The following is a 15,817-nucleotide window of genomic DNA, read 5'->3' on the forward strand; positions in this document are numbered from 1 at the left end:
GAAAATGAATGAATAATCTGTTATTCTTGCTGAAAATAACAAGAGTAGTAATAAGTCAGATATGAGTATTCAAAAAATCGAACAAGAAGTTCAGCAATGGTTAGAAGATGTGGTGATAGGCCTTAATCTTTGCCCTTTTGCTGCAAAACCAAACCGTAATAAGCAAATCAAAATTTTTGTATCTGAAGCAACAACAGAAGAAGAATTGCTTGAAGATGTGCTTCAAGAGCTAATGAACTTAGATTCTAAAACTGCTGAAGAATTAGAAACAACTCTAGTTGCTATCCCTAATATGCTGCAAGATTTTATGGATTATAACTTCTTCTTAGATTGGGTTGATGCGCTTATTAAACAGCAAGAGTGGGAAGGTATTTATCAAATCGCCACTTTCCACCCTGACTACTGCTTTGGCGGCGCTGAACCTGAAGACGATGAGAACTTAACAAATCGCTCTCCATATCCAGTTCTTCACCTTATTCGTGAAGAGAGCATGGAAAAGGTGCTAAAACACTATCCAAACCCTGAAGCTATTCCTGATACAAATATTGCCCGAGTAGAAGCGTTAACGCCTGAAGAGCGTCGAAAACTATTCCCGTACCTATTTGTATAAGCTACGCTATCTGTATCACTAGATTTAACTGAGAGATAATAATGAAACGTGTTGTTTTATATGTCGCTGACAAATGCCCACATTGCAAAGACGCACAGCGCTACCTTGATTCTAAAAAAATTGCATATAGATTAACCAATGCAAAAATGCAACGAGGGCGCAAGGAATTACAAGCCATGGGTGCTCGTTCTATCCCTGTTCTTAAGATTGGAGATCAAGTGATGGTTGGTTGGAATCAGAAGAATTTCGATAAAATGTATAACAGTTAATTAAAACAAAAATGGAGCTGATTAGCTCCATTTTTTTATCTGTAAGTTTATAATTTTACTATAAAAGCTAAATTATCAGAGATCCACCGAAACTACAAAAATCAAGAAGAATATTTTTTTCACTGCTTACTTACCAACCATTATGAAATACGTTATTTCTGATGTCTTGATATACCTAATCCAATTCGGTTAGTAGCTACTTACTGTTTTTTTTAATTCATAAGTTATCCACAGGACTCCCTCAATTTCAGACTTGATCTGTTCTATTTTTATCATTATCTTGTAGTCAAATTAATTAATAACACTATGTAGTTATATTTAAGATTAAGTAATCTATGACTTGATAGGAAAAGGTTTGGTTATAAAGTAAGTAGTCTCTGACCTCTACTTACTTCATAAACCTAGTTAACACACAGAAGGAGTTCAACTATTTAGATAAAAATCTTGAAATACAAACAACGTCTAGTTGTAGCTAGGCTTAAAAATAAGCGGTGGTTGAATTGTGATTCCAAAATGAAATTTAACAAAGAAACTCTCAAAAAGCCATCAATGTTCAAACTTTTTAATTGAGGATTTCATATATGAAATTCACGTTTAAAGAAGAAGAAAAAAACTCAGAAGGAAAAAAGACTATAAAAACAGTCACTTTTGAGTTGAAGTACAATGCAAAACTTTTGTTTACTGTAGTTGGGGTTTCAAAATGGTTTTTCAGCGTATTAGAGCATACAAGTTATATTAACTTAGTATGATCCAAAAATAAGAAGGAGAAATATCTCCTTCTTATTTAATAATAAACAGAATCAATTATCCAAAGATCTTGCTCCAAATACTTGGATTACGCTTTTTGTGGTATTCAACTCGTAGTTCGTCAACTTGCTCAAGGGCCGCTTGTGCTTTCTCTAAATCACCCGCATCCAGCTCTGTTTTAACCAGAGCAACAGAAACCGATAACTTATTGAACCCTTCTTGATACATAGCTTGTTTTTCTGGGGTGTATTCGCCCTGCTTTAACTGATCAATAAGAGATTCTAGTTTAGTCACAACTTGATTCATATCCTCAATAGAGGTCGCTCGCTCACCTAACTTATACTCTAATCTCATCTCTTTCATGACGGCTTTCATATCTACAGGTGCGCTAACAACCATTGATTGGTCACCAATCATATCCGTTGACTCTGCCGTTGTATTTGCAGCAACACCCGCAGAAAAAGTCAGGGCTACAGTTAAAAATAAAGTTTTCATAATAATCCTTTAAATAAGCAAGAGAGGCAGTGTAATGTATTGCCTCTCATACTCACAGGATTAATATGTTTCAATACCATAATGACCCATATTTTTATTAATCAATAGTAATGCTATCTACATAAATAAGGTAATTATCTTCTTTATTTACTTCACCTTTCAGCGTCACTTTATCGTTTGGTTTGACTTGCAAGCTTGGCATCTTATCACCGTCAATTTTGACATTTACTGTTCCGGTATCATCCTTAAATACATACACTTCTTTACCTAAAGGCTCAACTAAATACCCTGAAAGTAAAATTGGCGTATCTTCAATGACAGCACTGGCATTCAATACAGATTCTACTGTATTTATCCCATCAACAGGCTTTGAGAATTGATCCTGATAATTCGCGGTTTGATCGTTAGCCAATGCAAGAGTTGATGAACATGCCAATATAAGTGTAAATAAAACATTTCTCATTTTCATAATTAAATACCGTTAATGTTATATATGTAAAATTAAAACCACATTAACATTTGTAACTCAACTTAATGACTTTATTAAAAATGAGTTATAAATATATAGTAGTTCTAACATCCTCTATTTTTCACATTACTCTTAGTTTAATACCATATCAACTGTTTCTTTATTCTTCTTAACTGTAGTCTATTTGAAGTAAAAAACACTATTTAATTAGCTTACTTTAAATAACAAAATTGATATGTATGGCGTTTATAAAATGCAAATAAAACAATATTGAAACCTTAAATAACCAGAGTTTAACTCGTTGATATAAAGAACCTTAAAGCCTATTCTTCAGTAAATATTTATACTTTTAATTATAAAATTTAAGGAGTAGAGTCAAAATAACATTTTCAGCGAGAAGATATAAAATGAAATTAGAAGACAAATTATTATTAGATCAAGTACTAGAATTAGAAGGTAAAGATTTAACCAAGTTAACTAAACAAGAAAAAGAAGTGTTTGATAAATTTGAGTCCAAAGCTCATGAATTTGGTGTAACCATTGAAGTGGTAACAGAAGCACCTATTAATGATATTAAACAGGGAACGTCACCTTATACAATTAATAATATAACCACACATTTTCCAAATCAGATTATCATTAAACGCGTTTTAGATTAACGTTATATAGTGCATAAGATTAATCTTAAAATATATCAAAGAGCCGATTGAAGGAAGAATATATACCGTCTTCCTTCAATCGTATTATTAAATTAACGAATGATAGTTGCTTACTTTAACGGTTTTAGTAACTGTTTTATCACACTTACTAAGCTCATAAATACAATCATCATGGCGAGTAACGGCAGCACAATCCACATACTTACGTGCAATGTGGGTTCAAGTTTAAAGCCCCATTTCACTAAGCTAAATACGATTGCTTCTGCCCCCATTACCGCAACAAAGCCTGCGGCTAATGCCATGACCCCATATTCACTCCATAATGTCTGGCTAATACGCTGACGGCTTGCTCCAAGGGTTCGATAAAGGGTAATTTCACGTTGACGCTGATACAGACTTAAACGCAGTAAAGTGAATATCAACAACACGCCACTCACCACGCCTAAACCAGCTAAAACGCTCAATGACCACGTGATTTGAGCAAGCATCGCTTGGATTTTTCCACCCATGGTTCTAAAATCCAACAAACTCACGGTTGGATAATCACGAGCCAGTTGATTTAATAGTGTATTTTCGTTGTCATCGACTTTAAAGCTCACTAACCAAGTGGCAGGTAAATCAGCAATCACATCGGGTGTGAAGATAAAATAGAAGTTCGGTTTCATGCTCTGCCAATCCACAACACGAATAGAGTTCACCTCAGCAGAAAAGAATTGGCTGTTTACCGAAAAACTCAACGTATCGCCAATTTGAATATCCAAATCATTCGCCACATCTTGCTCAACAGAGACGCCATTTTCTTTCGTCCATGCCCCTGCTGTAACTTGATTATGAACCGGCAACTCATCACGCCAAGTAAAGTTAATCTCACGACGTAGTGCATCTGAGCCTTGTCCTTCACCTTTCATTTTCTCTTTGGTACTTTCCCCGTTAATTTCAGTTAAACGACCACGAATAATTGGATAACCATCCGATCTATCTAGCTTTTCATTATCTAATGCTTGTAAATATTCTTGTTGCTCATAAGGTGCAATATTCATCGCAAATACATTCGGAGCATCAGGTGGAAGCGTTTGTTGCCAATCCCCTAGTAAATCGGTTCTCACTAGCCAGATCACTGCAACTAACATTAATGAACCCGACAATGCGGCTAATTGCATCATGCTGTTTTTTGGAGAACGTTTAATGCGACTAAGCGCTAGGGTCATCGCAGCCCCCCATTTAAAGCGTCCAAACAGATGTACTAAGCCATAACTAATACCAGCAAGTAAGACAAATAGCACCACTAAGCCAACTGATACCATCCAGACTAGGCTGTTATTGCCATACATAAATAAGAAAGCGACTACTGGTACCGCAATTAACCATAAGCCTTTTTTAGACGATGCGGTCATTTGAGATTGAAGTACCGCTATCGCAGGAGTGTCTAATAAACGCAATAGTGGGATGCCTAAAGCGGGTAAACCGATAAACAGCGCCACAACCGAGCCAAACGCAAATGGCTGCCAACCGTAACTTGGTAAGTCTTCTGGTAAAATTCCTGCCAGTGGGATACGCAGTAACAACTCTAGCCCAAGACCGATCAATGAACCTGCAATTACGCCAGTAAAGAACATCAAACCTACTTGGCTTAATAACCAACGTTTCAACCACTGCTTACTTGCACCCATGCTTTTTAACATGGCAACTGTATTAGCACGACTGGTTGCATAATGCTGACACGTTAATACCAAGGTGACAGATGCCATTAATATCACCATCAAGATAGTCAGTGACAAATACTGTTTGGCTTTTTGCATTAAATCTGCAGTTCGACCTTGAGTCTCTTCGCTTATCCAACGCTCTCCTGCTTGCAACTCATAATCACTTTGCAATAACGATATCGCACTATCATTACCTTTAAATAAGGTGCGATATTTAACACGGCTGCCCAGTTGAATTGCGCCTGTTTTATCTAAATCTGCCTGATGAATAAACACACTTGGCATGGTTCTAAATGGGTTAAACGCTAACTCTGGTTCCGATTCAATCACGCCACTTATTGGCATTTCAGCATCACCAATGGCAATAACATCACCAATATTGAGTTCAAGTAATGATAAAAGACGATCAGCTATCCACACTTCTCCAGGTTTAACTTGGCTATGGATTTGGTTATCAGCCCCGCTTAATAAGAGTTCACCGCGAAGTGGGTAATTACTTTCTACCGATTTCACACTCACCAACTGCATTCCTGAATCACTGAATGCCATGGTTTGAAAACGTACTTGAGAAGATAACACTAAATTTTGGTCATGCGCTTGTTGCAAAATCAGCTCAGGGGTTGGATTAGCTGAACTAAACACCAGATCGGCCGCCATCATGGAGCGACCTTGATCTGTCATAACTTTTTCTACTCGAATCGCCAACGCTGACAAGGCGACAACACAAGCAACGATCAAAGTTAATGCTGCCATTACAGGCCACAGCTGTCCTTGCCAGATCTCACGCCAACTCCAACGTAATATCATTTTGTTGCCAGAAGCTCGATTGTTTCCTGAAGGCTTTCTATTTCGAGAAGATCTTGGCGCTAATGATTTCTCATTCATTTCACTTCACCTCTTCGTGGATCTGTCCTGCATTGATGGTAAGTGTTCGCTCACATCGCTCTGCCAATTTGGGATCATGAGTGATAAGAACCAATGTTGTGCCATGTTTTTGGTTCATCTCAAATAAGAGTTCAATAATATGCTCCGCAGTGGATTGATCTAAGTTACCTGTTGGTTCATCTGCAAAAAGAATGCGAGGCTGAGTCATGAACGCTCGCGCTAAGGCCACGCGTTGTTGCTCTCCACCTGAAAGTTGAGAAGGAAGATGTGTTTCTCGCCCTGCAAGGCCAACTGAATCTAACAACTGTTTTGCTTTTGCAATATCTTCACCTTCACCACGTAAAATCGCAGGCAAGGTGACATTTTCAAGGGCGGTTAAAGAAGGGATAAGTAAGAAGCTTTGAAACACAAAACCAATCGATTCACTGCGTATTTGAGCACGAGCTTCATCATCAAGCTGAGATAGGCTTTGCCCTAATAATTCAATATCACCAGAGGTTGGAATATCTAATCCTGCAAGCAAGGTCATTAAGGTTGATTTACCGGCACCAGAGGTTCCTACAATCGCGACGCTTTGTCCTGATTGAACCTCAAAAGAGATGTCTTTTAAAATGGTTAATTCAGCCTCGTTAGAAAGTACTGATTTTCCTACTGAGCTCACTTTTATGGCCGCTGTCATTGTCATTTCCCTTTGCGATTATTTTTATGCTATTCCGCATATTGTATACCCAAGCACGATAAGATCTGCAATTTCCTTTACACTTCTTTAACTAATCCTTATACGTCGGCATCTCTATTTCTGTTATTCTATTGCGACTCGATTATCTAAAAGGTTGAACATGCGTAAATTCCTCACTCTTTTTTTACTGCTATTAAGTAGCCAACTATTTATCCTTAAATCAGCCTATAGCCAAACGCTATTGATCCTTGGTGATAGCTTAAGCGCTGGCTATAACATGCCTATTGAGCAAAGTTGGCCTTCATTGCTGCCTCTACAACTAAAAAAACTAGGCAAAGTAACAGAGGTAATTAATGGCAGTATTTCTGGAGATACGACAGGAAATGGACTAGATCGATTACCTACCCTACTTGAGCAGCATCAACCTAATTATGTCTTAATTGAATTAGGAGCAAACGATGGATTACGAGGCTTTCCACCACAAAAAATTAACGCCAATTTAGAAATGATGTTTACGCAAATTAAAATGGCTAACGCTCAACCCTTGCTAATGCAAATTCAAGTACCACCTAATTATGGAAAACGTTACAGCCAAGCGTTTGGATCACTCTATCCAAAATTAAGTAAAAAGCATGACATCCCTTTACTGCCTTTTTTCTTAGAAGAGGTGATCGTAAAGCCAGAATGGATAATGAAAGATGGATTGCATCCAAAACCAGAAGCACAACCTTGGATTGCAGAGTTTATGGCAAAAGAGCTCTCACCATATTTGAAGTAATATAAAAATAAAAAAACCGGGTATATAAATATCCGGTTTTTTATTGAGACTTGAAAAATTACTTAATCAAGATCATCTGATGATGAGTCATCGTTGTCATCAGATCTATCTGCTGACGAACGTTGAGTGCTACATAATGTATAGAATTTTGGTTTAAAATTGATCTTATTTTGATATTTAAGCCAACATTGAGCAAATTCAGAGATCTCCGTAGGTTGATCCTTTACCTGTTCAACAAAACGGTGCTCTGCATCAGATTCTGGCGCAAACACACCATTTAGCAAAGATTGCATGGTGCGACCGTACGTTTCTAAAATAGTCGCTTCACGAATTGTAAAACCACTACGGCTAAAACCTCTTTTGAAGTTTTTATCATCATAAAATTTCGCTGTTATTCTCACTTGATGCTTCTTTATAACCACAGAAAACGTATATGTAATTCAGAGTGAGTGCCTTGTAAAACAAAAAATATTAGCGCTTTCAATTAAAATATTTTATTGTGGCTAATATCGCCATCAAAGAGATGAATACCTTGGATACTGATCTGCTTAAAACCTTCTTAGAAGTCACAAAAACGCGCCATTTTGGGCGTGCTGCAGAGCATTTATTTCTCACACAGTCTGCCGTGAGTTTCCGTGTTCGCCAATTGGAGTCACAATTAGGAAACCCATTATTTACTCGTCAACGCCATAATGTTCAATTGACTGCAGCTGGAGAACGATTGTTACCTTATGCTGAGGCTATTTTACAAACGTGGGGACGAGCCAAGCAAGATGTCGCGCTTACCGAAGATTATAACTCTCAAGTAACTATTGGTGCGAGTGCACTCATTTGGGAGTTCGATGGTATTTCTAATTGGATCAACAGTATTTACGATACCGTTCAAGGATTAGCTCTACGTTTAGAATCAATTCCTAGACAAGATCTCGCGAAATCATTACTCGATAAAAGTGTCGATCTATTTATTACTAGCGAGCCCCCAAAAATAGATGGTATTCGAGTATGTAAAATTCGTGATTATCAATTGCAACTAGTCTCTAACCAAGCCCATAGCACAATAAGCAGCATTCAACCTTTGCCTTTGGTTTATTTAGATTGGGGAGCACGCTTTTCTATTCAACATAGCAAGATAAATGAATTACAAAAAACACCCATTCTGCACACTCACTCATCGAGAATGGCTTTGGATTATTTGATAACACACCCAAGTGTTGGTTACTTACCTGCACCTGTTATTAACCAGAGCGTTGATAATGGTGAGCTTTATGTAATTGAAGACGCTCCTGTTATGGAACAAGCGTTATATTTAGTGTGGCAAGAAAAAAGCGATAAAGCTGAACTTATCGAACAAATAACCGCTATTAACCCAAACATGGTAACGAAAAGCGTCTAACTTGTTCAGATTAAATATAGTAACAAACTTGAGGGCTCTAATGAGTCCTTAATTTTATCTGTCACTTAGGTAAATCGTTGTATTAAAGGGTTTAATAAACTTTCTCTAGTTACTATAATTACGTATTACTTTTAAATCCTGCTTCCATCCACGGAGTACGACATTGAACGAACATCAAGATTTATCATTCCAACTCGAAACGCTATTCAATGCCGACGACCAACAGCAACAAATACGCCTACTGGGTGAATTTGTAGAAAACGGGTTAGATACCGGTTCTATTGCGCGTATTTTAGAATCTTTTCCAGTTGATGACCGTGTGCAATTATGGCGTCACCTGCCACTAGAAATGCATATTGAAGTATTAACTGAAATGCGTGCTGATGCTCGTGTCGCAATTCTAGAAGAACTGTCAGAAGCAGAATTAAACTTCACCTTAGCTAAACTGGATAACTTATCGTTAATTGAGTGGGCAGAGTCTCTACCTGATGAAATATTCAGTCTTGCTTTGCAACTTATCAGCCGTGATGAGCTTGATTTATATGATGATGCAAAGCAGTATGAAGATGACGAAGTTGGTCACTGGGCGGACAGGAAGATCGCAACACTGCCTTTTAATGTCAGTGTTGGGCGAGCTAAAAAACTATTAAAAACCAATTTATTTCAATCGCATCAATATATGCACTTAATTAACCGAGCGCATAAGTTTCACGGTATTGTGCAGTATACAGACATTTTGACTGCTGATGATTCCGTTAAAATCAACACATTAAAATTAGAAGATTGCTTAGTTCTTAATGTACATCAGCCCCTTAATGAAAGTATTGAAGCCGTTGAACACTCAGCCGTACCAAGTGTGGCGATTATCGACGACGATAACGTTTTAATTGGGCAACTTGATTGGCAATTTGCGATTAATACCCAACGTGAAATTTACGAAACTCGTTTAATGGCCGGTACTGGTATGGATGAAGGGGACGATCTTTTCTCTCCTATCCTTAAGAGTTCAAAAAAACGTGGCGTTTGGCTTGGTATTAATCTTTTGACAGCAATATTAGCGTCTGTAACCATTGGGTTATTTGAAGATGTGATCACCCAAGTGGTTGCACTGGCAGTATTAATGCCAATCGTAGCCTCTATGGGTGGTATTGCTGGCAGCCAAACATTAACCTTAATGGTTCGTGCAATGGCACTAAATCAAATCACCCCTGGTAACCGTTTTGCATTATTAAAGAATGAATTGGGGATTGGCTCAATCAACGGTTTGTTATGGTCATTAATCATCGGTGGTCTTGCTGGTGCTTGGTTCCAGTCGTTCGCGTTAGGTGCCACAATTTCACTCGCCATTATTGTAAACATTATTACGGCGGCTCTGTTTGGGGTTCTTATTCCTATCACCTTAGATAAGTTTAAGTTAGATCCTGCGCTTGCTGGCTCTGTTATTTTAACCACAGTCACGGATGTGGTCGGCTTCTTTGCTTTCTTAGGAACGGCAAGTTTGGTGATGATGTAAACACGAGATCGTAACAATAGCCCCCAACAGATAAACACTGAGTCACCCCTTTGGCTCAGTGTTTTTTTATTAGCCTTTCAAATTTACTCATTCGCTTTCAACGCACCAAACCTTTCAAAAAGAAAATCTAAAAATAATCGAATTCGCTTTGGCTGATATTTTTTACTAATGTATACCACATTCAAATCGGCACTTGATACTGACGTCGATGTATTGAAATTTGCCATATAACCATTAAGCACTGTCACAAGGCGTAAGTTATTAATATCATCCTGCACATCTAATATCGACTTCAAAGCAATGCCTGCGCCTTCTAGCGCCCAATATCGAACGACTTCACCATCATCTGAAAATCGTTTAGGTAATACCGTTATTACATTCTTCTTATCTGTATCTTGAAAATGCCACGTTTTAAGCTCTTCGTTACTGCGCACCATAGCAAGACAATTATGATTGACTAAATCTTGTGGGGTTAACGGCGTACCATACTTTGCTAGATATTTAGGTGATGCACATAATACTCGATGGCTTGACGATAAGCGTCGGGATATCAAACTACTATCAGCGAGCTCTCCGTATCGAACCACAATATCTACGCCTGATTCTGCAATATTTGAAACATCATCATTCAAATATAAATACGGCACCACCTCAGGGTATTTTTCACAGAATTCAGACAAAATAGGAAGGATGTATTGCTTACCAATGTCTTTTGGCGCACTGATTTTAAGTGGCCCTTTTACTTCTTTGACTCCATTTAATATCAGGTTCTCTGTCTCTTTTACATTATCAAGGATCTCAAGACACGCCTTATGATACAGGTAACCAGAATCGGTAAGGGATATATGCCTTGTGCTTCGATTCAGTAGCTTTACACCATATCGCTCTTCTAAGCCCTGTAATCTTGCTGTCATCGTTGCAGGAGAAAGACCCAACTCTCGCCCAGCCGCCGCCAACCCTTGATGCTTGATGACACTCACAAACATTGTCATATCAGAAAACTTATCCATTGCCACCTTCTCGATTATTTCAATCTTAAATATTGCCAACCACCATTATTTAGAAAACCTGAATAATGATTTTATATTTTACTCAATTATCAAATTAAAGCGAACAGATAGAATAACTGTCATTAAGTAATAACGACAAAGAATAAATTAAAGGTAGTAATCATCATGAATTCATTATTTGAAAAAACAAACCTTAAAAAAATCAACCTACAAAATCGAGTTGTCATGGCTCCAATGACTCGCGCTCGTACTAGCCAGCCGGGTAACATTCCAAATGACATGATGGCGACCTACTACAAGCAACGTGCAACTGCCGGATTAATTATCTCTGAAGCGACCCAAATTTCAGATGACTCCCAAGGCTACTCATTTACCCCAGGAGTTTATACCGATGAACAAGTAAAAGGATGGCAACCAATAACCAAAGCTGCTCACTCTCAAGGTGCGGCTATGTTCTGTCAGCTTTGGCATGTAGGCCGTGTATCTCATCCTACTTTCCAAAAAGATGAATTGCCTATTGCGCCATCTGCTCTCGCTCCTGTCGAAACCAAAGTGTGGATTTCGGATGAACAAGGTAACGGTAATATGGTTGATTGTATCCAGCCGCGAGCAATGACTCATGACGACATCAATCGTGTCATTCAAGATTTCGCCTACTCTGCAAAACGTGCAGTCGAAGCCGGTTTTGATGGTGTTGAAATACACGGCGGTAACGGATATTTAATTGATCAATTTCTTCGTACTAACTCTAACCATAGAACGGATAAGTATGGGGATTCTCGTGAGAACCGTCTTCGTTTTCTGCTTGAAGTTGTTGACGCAGTAAGCAAAGAGATCGGTGCCGATAAAGTTGGTGTTCGCCTTGCTCCTTTCATCACATTTAAAGACATGGATTGCCCAGATATTGTGCCAACTATTCTTGAAGCCTCAAGAGAATTACAATCACGTGATATTGCTTATTTGCATTTATCTGAAGCAGATTGGGACGATGCGCCTGTTATTCCTGAAAACTTCCGCATTGAACTAAGAAAACGGTTCACCAATACCATTATTGTTGCAGGTAGCTACACACAAGAACGTGCAAATGAAATCCTAAATAAAGGCTATGCCGATCTTATCGCTTTTGGTCGCCCATTCGTATCAAACCCAGATTTGGTTTCACGTTTAGAAAACAATCATGACCTCGCTACATTAGATGGCAATACGTTATTTGGCGGTAATGAACACGGTTATATTGACTACCCAGCCTACAGTAAAAGTCTGTAATACCTATAAAAAACGCCTAAAGAAACTCACTTTAGGCGTTTCATTCACTTCTAACTTTCTACTTAAATATCAATAGTTAACGTATTAACAGCAAAGGCACCTCACTTTTTATTAATACCTTGGTTGTGTTACTGCCTAAAAAAAACTGTCTTAGCGTTGAATGTCCATAAGCCCCCATTACCATCATGCCTATCTGGTGATCTTTCTGGTACTTCAGCAAAGCATCATCAACAGATCCTGACAGTATGTCTTCATGCACACTAAGTCCTGCATTTTTTAATTTAATGGCCGCTTTCTCAAAAGCCGCACTTTTTTCTGCAAAATCATCCACCATCACTAAATGACAATCCAATCCCAAAAGCAGAGGCGTATTGATTGCTTTTTCAATCAGTTTTTCACTCGTTGGACTGCCATCAAAAGCAATGAGATAAGACGTTGGGATAGAAAATGGCGCATTCATCACTAACGTATGGGATTTAATAGAACGAATCACACTCTCAAGTTGAGAGCCTATCGTTTTATTACTGCCCTGCTCTTCACCTAATTTACCAATCACTAATACTCTTAGTTCATTTTCTAAATCAATCAGGCTTTCCAGTAAACTTCCATGACGTTGTAGTTGAACAACATGGCTAATGCCTTTATTCATGACCCATTCAGCCGCTTCTTCCAGCAATTGCTTTCCATGCTTGAGTGCGACTTTACTGCGAGCTTCATCCAATTTTGCAAGTTCATTAAGCAACTCTTCTTGGCTGCCTAATCCTATTTGCCCTGAAAGCTCACTCACAACAGGTCTGGTCGTTTTATCAAGAGCGTGCAATAAGACAAGCGGCGCATTAATCTTAGATGCAACCCATGCACTCGCTTCACACGTTGCAAGCGTCATCGGAGAACCATCAATACAAGCTATTATATTTTTCATTTTCTAATCCTTAATGTCCGGCCAATAGTTTTTCAACTTCTTCTGGTTTGTCATGTACACCAAATTTATCAACAATCGTCTGGGTTGCTTGGTTCATTCCGATAAGCTCGACTTGAGTCCCCTCTCGGCGAAACTTGACCACCACTTTATCCAATGCAGAGACTGACGTAACATCCCAGAAATGCGCAGCCGATAAATCAATCGTCACGCTCTCGATCACTTCTTTAAAATCAAAAGAAGTAATAAATTTATCCGATGAGGCGAAAAACACTTGCCCTATTACGGTATATTCACGCGATTTATGTGCGTCCGAATTAGTCTTTATCACCATCATACGACTGATTTTATTTGCAAAGAACAATGACGCAAGCAAGACACCGACCAGAACACCAATAGCTAAATTATGCGTCATTACCACAATAATCACCGTGGCTAACATAACAATATTAGTTGATATTGGGTGCTTTCTTAAATCAGTAATTGAACTCCATGAAAAAGTACCGATAGATACCATTATCATCACAGCAACTAAGGCTGCCATTGGGATTTGTTTTAACCACGGACCAAGAAAAACCACCATAATTAACAAAAACACGCCAGCAGATAACGTTGATAAACGTCCACGGCCGCCCGACTTTATATTAATCATTGATTGTCCGATCATCGCACAACCTGCCATACCACCAAGAAAACCCGTAAAGATATTGGCAAGCCCTTGGCCTTTACACTCGCGGTTTTTATCGCTGCTGGTATCGGTGAGATCATCGACAATCGTTGCTGTCATCATGGATTCTAATAAACCCACCACAGCCAAACCAATAGAATACGGCAAGATAATTAATAGCGTTTCTAGGTTTAAAGGCACATCAGGCCATAAGAAAATTGGCAAGGTATCAGGTAAGTTCCCCATGTCTCCCACGGTACGAATATCAATATTAAATGACATCGAAATGGCGGTTAATACGATAATACAGACTAAAGGCGAAGGAATTAATTTACCGACAACCGGTAGGTATGGGAACAGATAGATAATCCCTAAACCGGCGGCTGTCATGGCGTAAACATGCCAAGTTACATTGGTTAATTCAGGAAGTTGCGCCATAAAAATAAGTATGGCTAACGCATTCACAAAACCGGTAACCACTGAGCGAGAAACAAAACGCATCAAGCTACCGAGTTTTAAATAACCCGCTAAAATCTGTAGTACACCAGTAAGAACCGTCACAGCAAGTAAGTATTCTAGCCCGTGTTCTTTAACTAATGTGACCATCAATAGTGCCATTGCACCCGTCGCGGCTGAGATCATCCCAGAGCGACCGCCAGTAAAAGCAATAACAACTGAAATACTGAAAGAAGCGTATAACCCAATTTTAGGATCAACACCTGCGATAATAGAAAAAGCGATGGCTTCAGGGATTAGAGCAAGAGCAACAACGATGCCCGCAAGGAGATCACCACGGATATTAGACATCCAGTCAATTTTGAAATTTTTAAACATTGAATTCTCAATTTATGCACGGCAATACGCACCAGAGATAGATCTGGGGTGTAAATAGGTGCTTCTTTGATAAAATTTTGGCGCGGAAAAGTAGCCGAAAGTACGGCAAAGAATTAACAAGCGCAAAGAGTTAAGCCGAATACTCAGTCGAGTACAGTGCTTAGGTTAGCAATGAGAGCTATAGGGGGGATGGAGCGTTTAAGGCGGCGTAATTAACACAGTGATCAATATCCTCTAAATCAAACAGGAGGCCAGTGTATATTTACGAGGGAATCAATTCAATTTCCATTATCAGAATCTATGATTACATGATTATCATTTAAGGAACGCTAGTCGCCATTTTTATAAGCACAAAATGATACAACCAATTCAAAAACGGAAACGCCTAAAGTTATTAGCTTTAGGCGTTACTTCTAACAAAACACGATTAAAAAACCGAGTGTTATAACTTCATGTGTAAGATTGGAAATGGTTTTCCCATATCATCAAGTTCAGAACGTGATTCAACTTTAAAACCCATATGTTGATAAAAGCCAACTGCTTGTGGATTTTGTTCATTCACATCCACACTCTTGGCATTCAGCTCATTCACAGCATAGGTTAATAATGCTGTCCCAATTCCCTCCCCTCTTGCTTCGTTTAGAATAAATAACATTTCAATTTTTTGATTTAGTACACCGACAAAACCAAGAATCGCACCATCATTATTCTTTATACAACGCAAAATTACTGCAGGAAATGCATGTTCCATGATAATAGGTTTAAAAAACTCAATATCTTCATCACTAATAAAGCCATGAGTTGCTCGGACTGAATTTTCCCAAACAGACAGCATTTCTGCATAATATTCAGGAAGCACATTTTCGATAATCATATTATTCTCACTTAAACGGATCATATTGATATATGCAGCCGCGAACT

17 protein-coding genes are annotated in these 15,817 nt (G+C 38.5%); 8 read left to right on the plus strand and 9 right to left on the minus strand.

All coding sequences use genetic code 11. The features are described 5' to 3' along the window. Positions 1–61: 61 nt before the first annotated feature. From ED622_RS01660 to ED622_RS19915, 3 genes are all read left to right on the plus strand, one after another. The gene (locus ED622_RS01660; RefSeq protein ID WP_122032231.1) at positions 62–610 is read left to right on the plus strand and encodes a DUF1415 domain-containing protein; all 549 of its coding nucleotides are present in this window, start codon (positions 62–64) and stop codon (positions 608–610) included. Between the two features lie 41 nt (positions 611–651). After that, positions 652–879 carry a glutaredoxin family protein gene (locus ED622_RS01665; RefSeq protein ID WP_045104395.1) on the plus strand — a complete coding sequence of 76 codons (228 nt, stop codon included), beginning with the start codon at positions 652–654 and terminating at the stop codon, positions 877–879. Between the two features lie 581 nt (positions 880–1,460). Continuing rightward, a complete protein-coding gene (locus tag ED622_RS19915; RefSeq protein ID WP_162922418.1) occupies positions 1,461–1,628 on the plus strand; it encodes a hypothetical protein in 168 nt (55 codons plus the stop codon). Positions 1,629–1,683: 55 nt separating this feature from the next. Here the strand turns inward: ED622_RS19915 and ED622_RS01670 are convergent, their stop codons facing one another. Together ED622_RS01670 and ED622_RS01675 are read right to left on the minus strand one after the other, a co-directional pair. Further along, on the minus strand, positions 1,684–2,121 hold the full coding sequence (locus ED622_RS01670) for a cytochrome b562 (RefSeq protein ID WP_122032232.1): 438 nt from the start codon (positions 2,119–2,121) through the stop codon (positions 1,684–1,686). A gap of 97 nt (positions 2,122–2,218) precedes the next feature. Next, positions 2,219–2,590 (minus strand): YgiW/YdeI family stress tolerance OB fold protein, encoded by a 372-nt coding sequence (locus ED622_RS01675; protein ID WP_122032233.1) that lies wholly within the window; start codon positions 2,588–2,590, stop codon positions 2,219–2,221. Between the two features lie 407 nt (positions 2,591–2,997). On the opposite strand from ED622_RS01675, the gene ED622_RS01680 reads away from it, so the two are divergent. Further along, entirely contained in the window at positions 2,998–3,249 is a 252-nt protein-coding gene (locus ED622_RS01680; RefSeq protein WP_122032234.1) for a hypothetical protein, read from the plus strand. Between the two features lie 110 nt (positions 3,250–3,359). On the opposite strand, the gene ED622_RS01685 is transcribed toward ED622_RS01680, so the two are convergent. After that, on the minus strand, positions 3,360–5,837 hold the full coding sequence (locus ED622_RS01685) for an ABC transporter permease (RefSeq protein WP_122032235.1): 2,478 nt from the start codon (positions 5,835–5,837) through the stop codon (positions 3,360–3,362). A 1-nt stretch (position 5,838) separates the two neighbouring features. Then, the gene (locus tag ED622_RS01690; RefSeq protein ID WP_122032236.1) at positions 5,839–6,516 is read right to left on the minus strand and encodes an ABC transporter ATP-binding protein; all 678 of its coding nucleotides are present in this window, start codon (positions 6,514–6,516) and stop codon (positions 5,839–5,841) included. Between the two features lie 160 nt (positions 6,517–6,676). Here ED622_RS01690 and tesA point away from each other — a divergent pair, with 160 nt between their 5' ends. Then, positions 6,677–7,294: a multifunctional acyl-CoA thioesterase I/protease I/lysophospholipase L1 gene (tesA, locus tag ED622_RS01695; protein ID WP_122032237.1), complete on the plus strand. Its 618-nt coding sequence runs from the start codon at positions 6,677–6,679 to the stop codon at positions 7,292–7,294. A 62-nt stretch (positions 7,295–7,356) separates the two neighbouring features. Here the strand turns inward: tesA and ED622_RS01700 are convergent, their stop codons facing one another. Further along, positions 7,357–7,695, minus strand: a complete 339-nt coding sequence (locus ED622_RS01700; protein ID WP_122032238.1) for a DUF413 domain-containing protein — start codon at positions 7,693–7,695, stop codon at positions 7,357–7,359. Positions 7,696–7,826: 131 nt separating this feature from the next. Here ED622_RS01700 and hdfR point away from each other — a divergent pair, with 131 nt between their 5' ends. Next, positions 7,827–8,687: an HTH-type transcriptional regulator HdfR gene (gene hdfR / locus ED622_RS01705; protein ID WP_162922457.1), complete on the plus strand. Its 861-nt coding sequence runs from the start codon at positions 7,827–7,829 to the stop codon at positions 8,685–8,687. Positions 8,688–8,850: 163 nt separating this feature from the next. Further along, positions 8,851–10,200 (plus strand): magnesium transporter, encoded by a 1,350-nt coding sequence (locus ED622_RS01710; protein ID WP_122032240.1) that lies wholly within the window; start codon positions 8,851–8,853, stop codon positions 10,198–10,200. An 83-nt stretch (positions 10,201–10,283) separates the two neighbouring features. On the opposite strand, the gene ED622_RS01715 is transcribed toward ED622_RS01710, so the two are convergent. Further along, the gene (locus ED622_RS01715; protein WP_122032241.1) at positions 10,284–11,210 is read right to left on the minus strand and encodes a LysR family transcriptional regulator; all 927 of its coding nucleotides are present in this window, start codon (positions 11,208–11,210) and stop codon (positions 10,284–10,286) included. Positions 11,211–11,375: 165 nt separating this feature from the next. On the opposite strand from ED622_RS01715, the gene ED622_RS01720 reads away from it, so the two are divergent. Continuing rightward, complete coding sequence (locus ED622_RS01720) at positions 11,376–12,476, plus strand: alkene reductase (RefSeq protein ID WP_122032242.1); 1,101 nt, start codon at positions 11,376–11,378, stop codon at positions 12,474–12,476. 76 nt (positions 12,477–12,552) lie between these two features. On the opposite strand, the gene ED622_RS01725 is transcribed toward ED622_RS01720, so the two are convergent. The 3 genes from ED622_RS01725 to ED622_RS01735 form a co-directional block, all read right to left on the minus strand. Further along, a complete protein-coding gene (locus ED622_RS01725; protein WP_122032243.1) occupies positions 12,553–13,398 on the minus strand; it encodes a universal stress protein in 846 nt (281 codons plus the stop codon). 10 nt (positions 13,399–13,408) lie between these two features. Continuing rightward, positions 13,409–14,896 (minus strand): SulP family inorganic anion transporter, encoded by a 1,488-nt coding sequence (locus ED622_RS01730; protein WP_122032244.1) that lies wholly within the window; start codon positions 14,894–14,896, stop codon positions 13,409–13,411. A gap of 442 nt (positions 14,897–15,338) precedes the next feature. After that, positions 15,339–15,770: a GNAT family N-acetyltransferase gene (locus ED622_RS01735; RefSeq protein ID WP_122032823.1), complete on the minus strand. Its 432-nt coding sequence runs from the start codon at positions 15,768–15,770 to the stop codon at positions 15,339–15,341. Between the last annotated feature and the right edge of the window lie 47 nt (positions 15,771–15,817).

This window comes from Aliivibrio sp. EL58 (assembly GCF_900312675.1).
Taxonomy (GTDB): domain Bacteria; phylum Pseudomonadota; class Gammaproteobacteria; order Enterobacterales; family Vibrionaceae; genus Aliivibrio.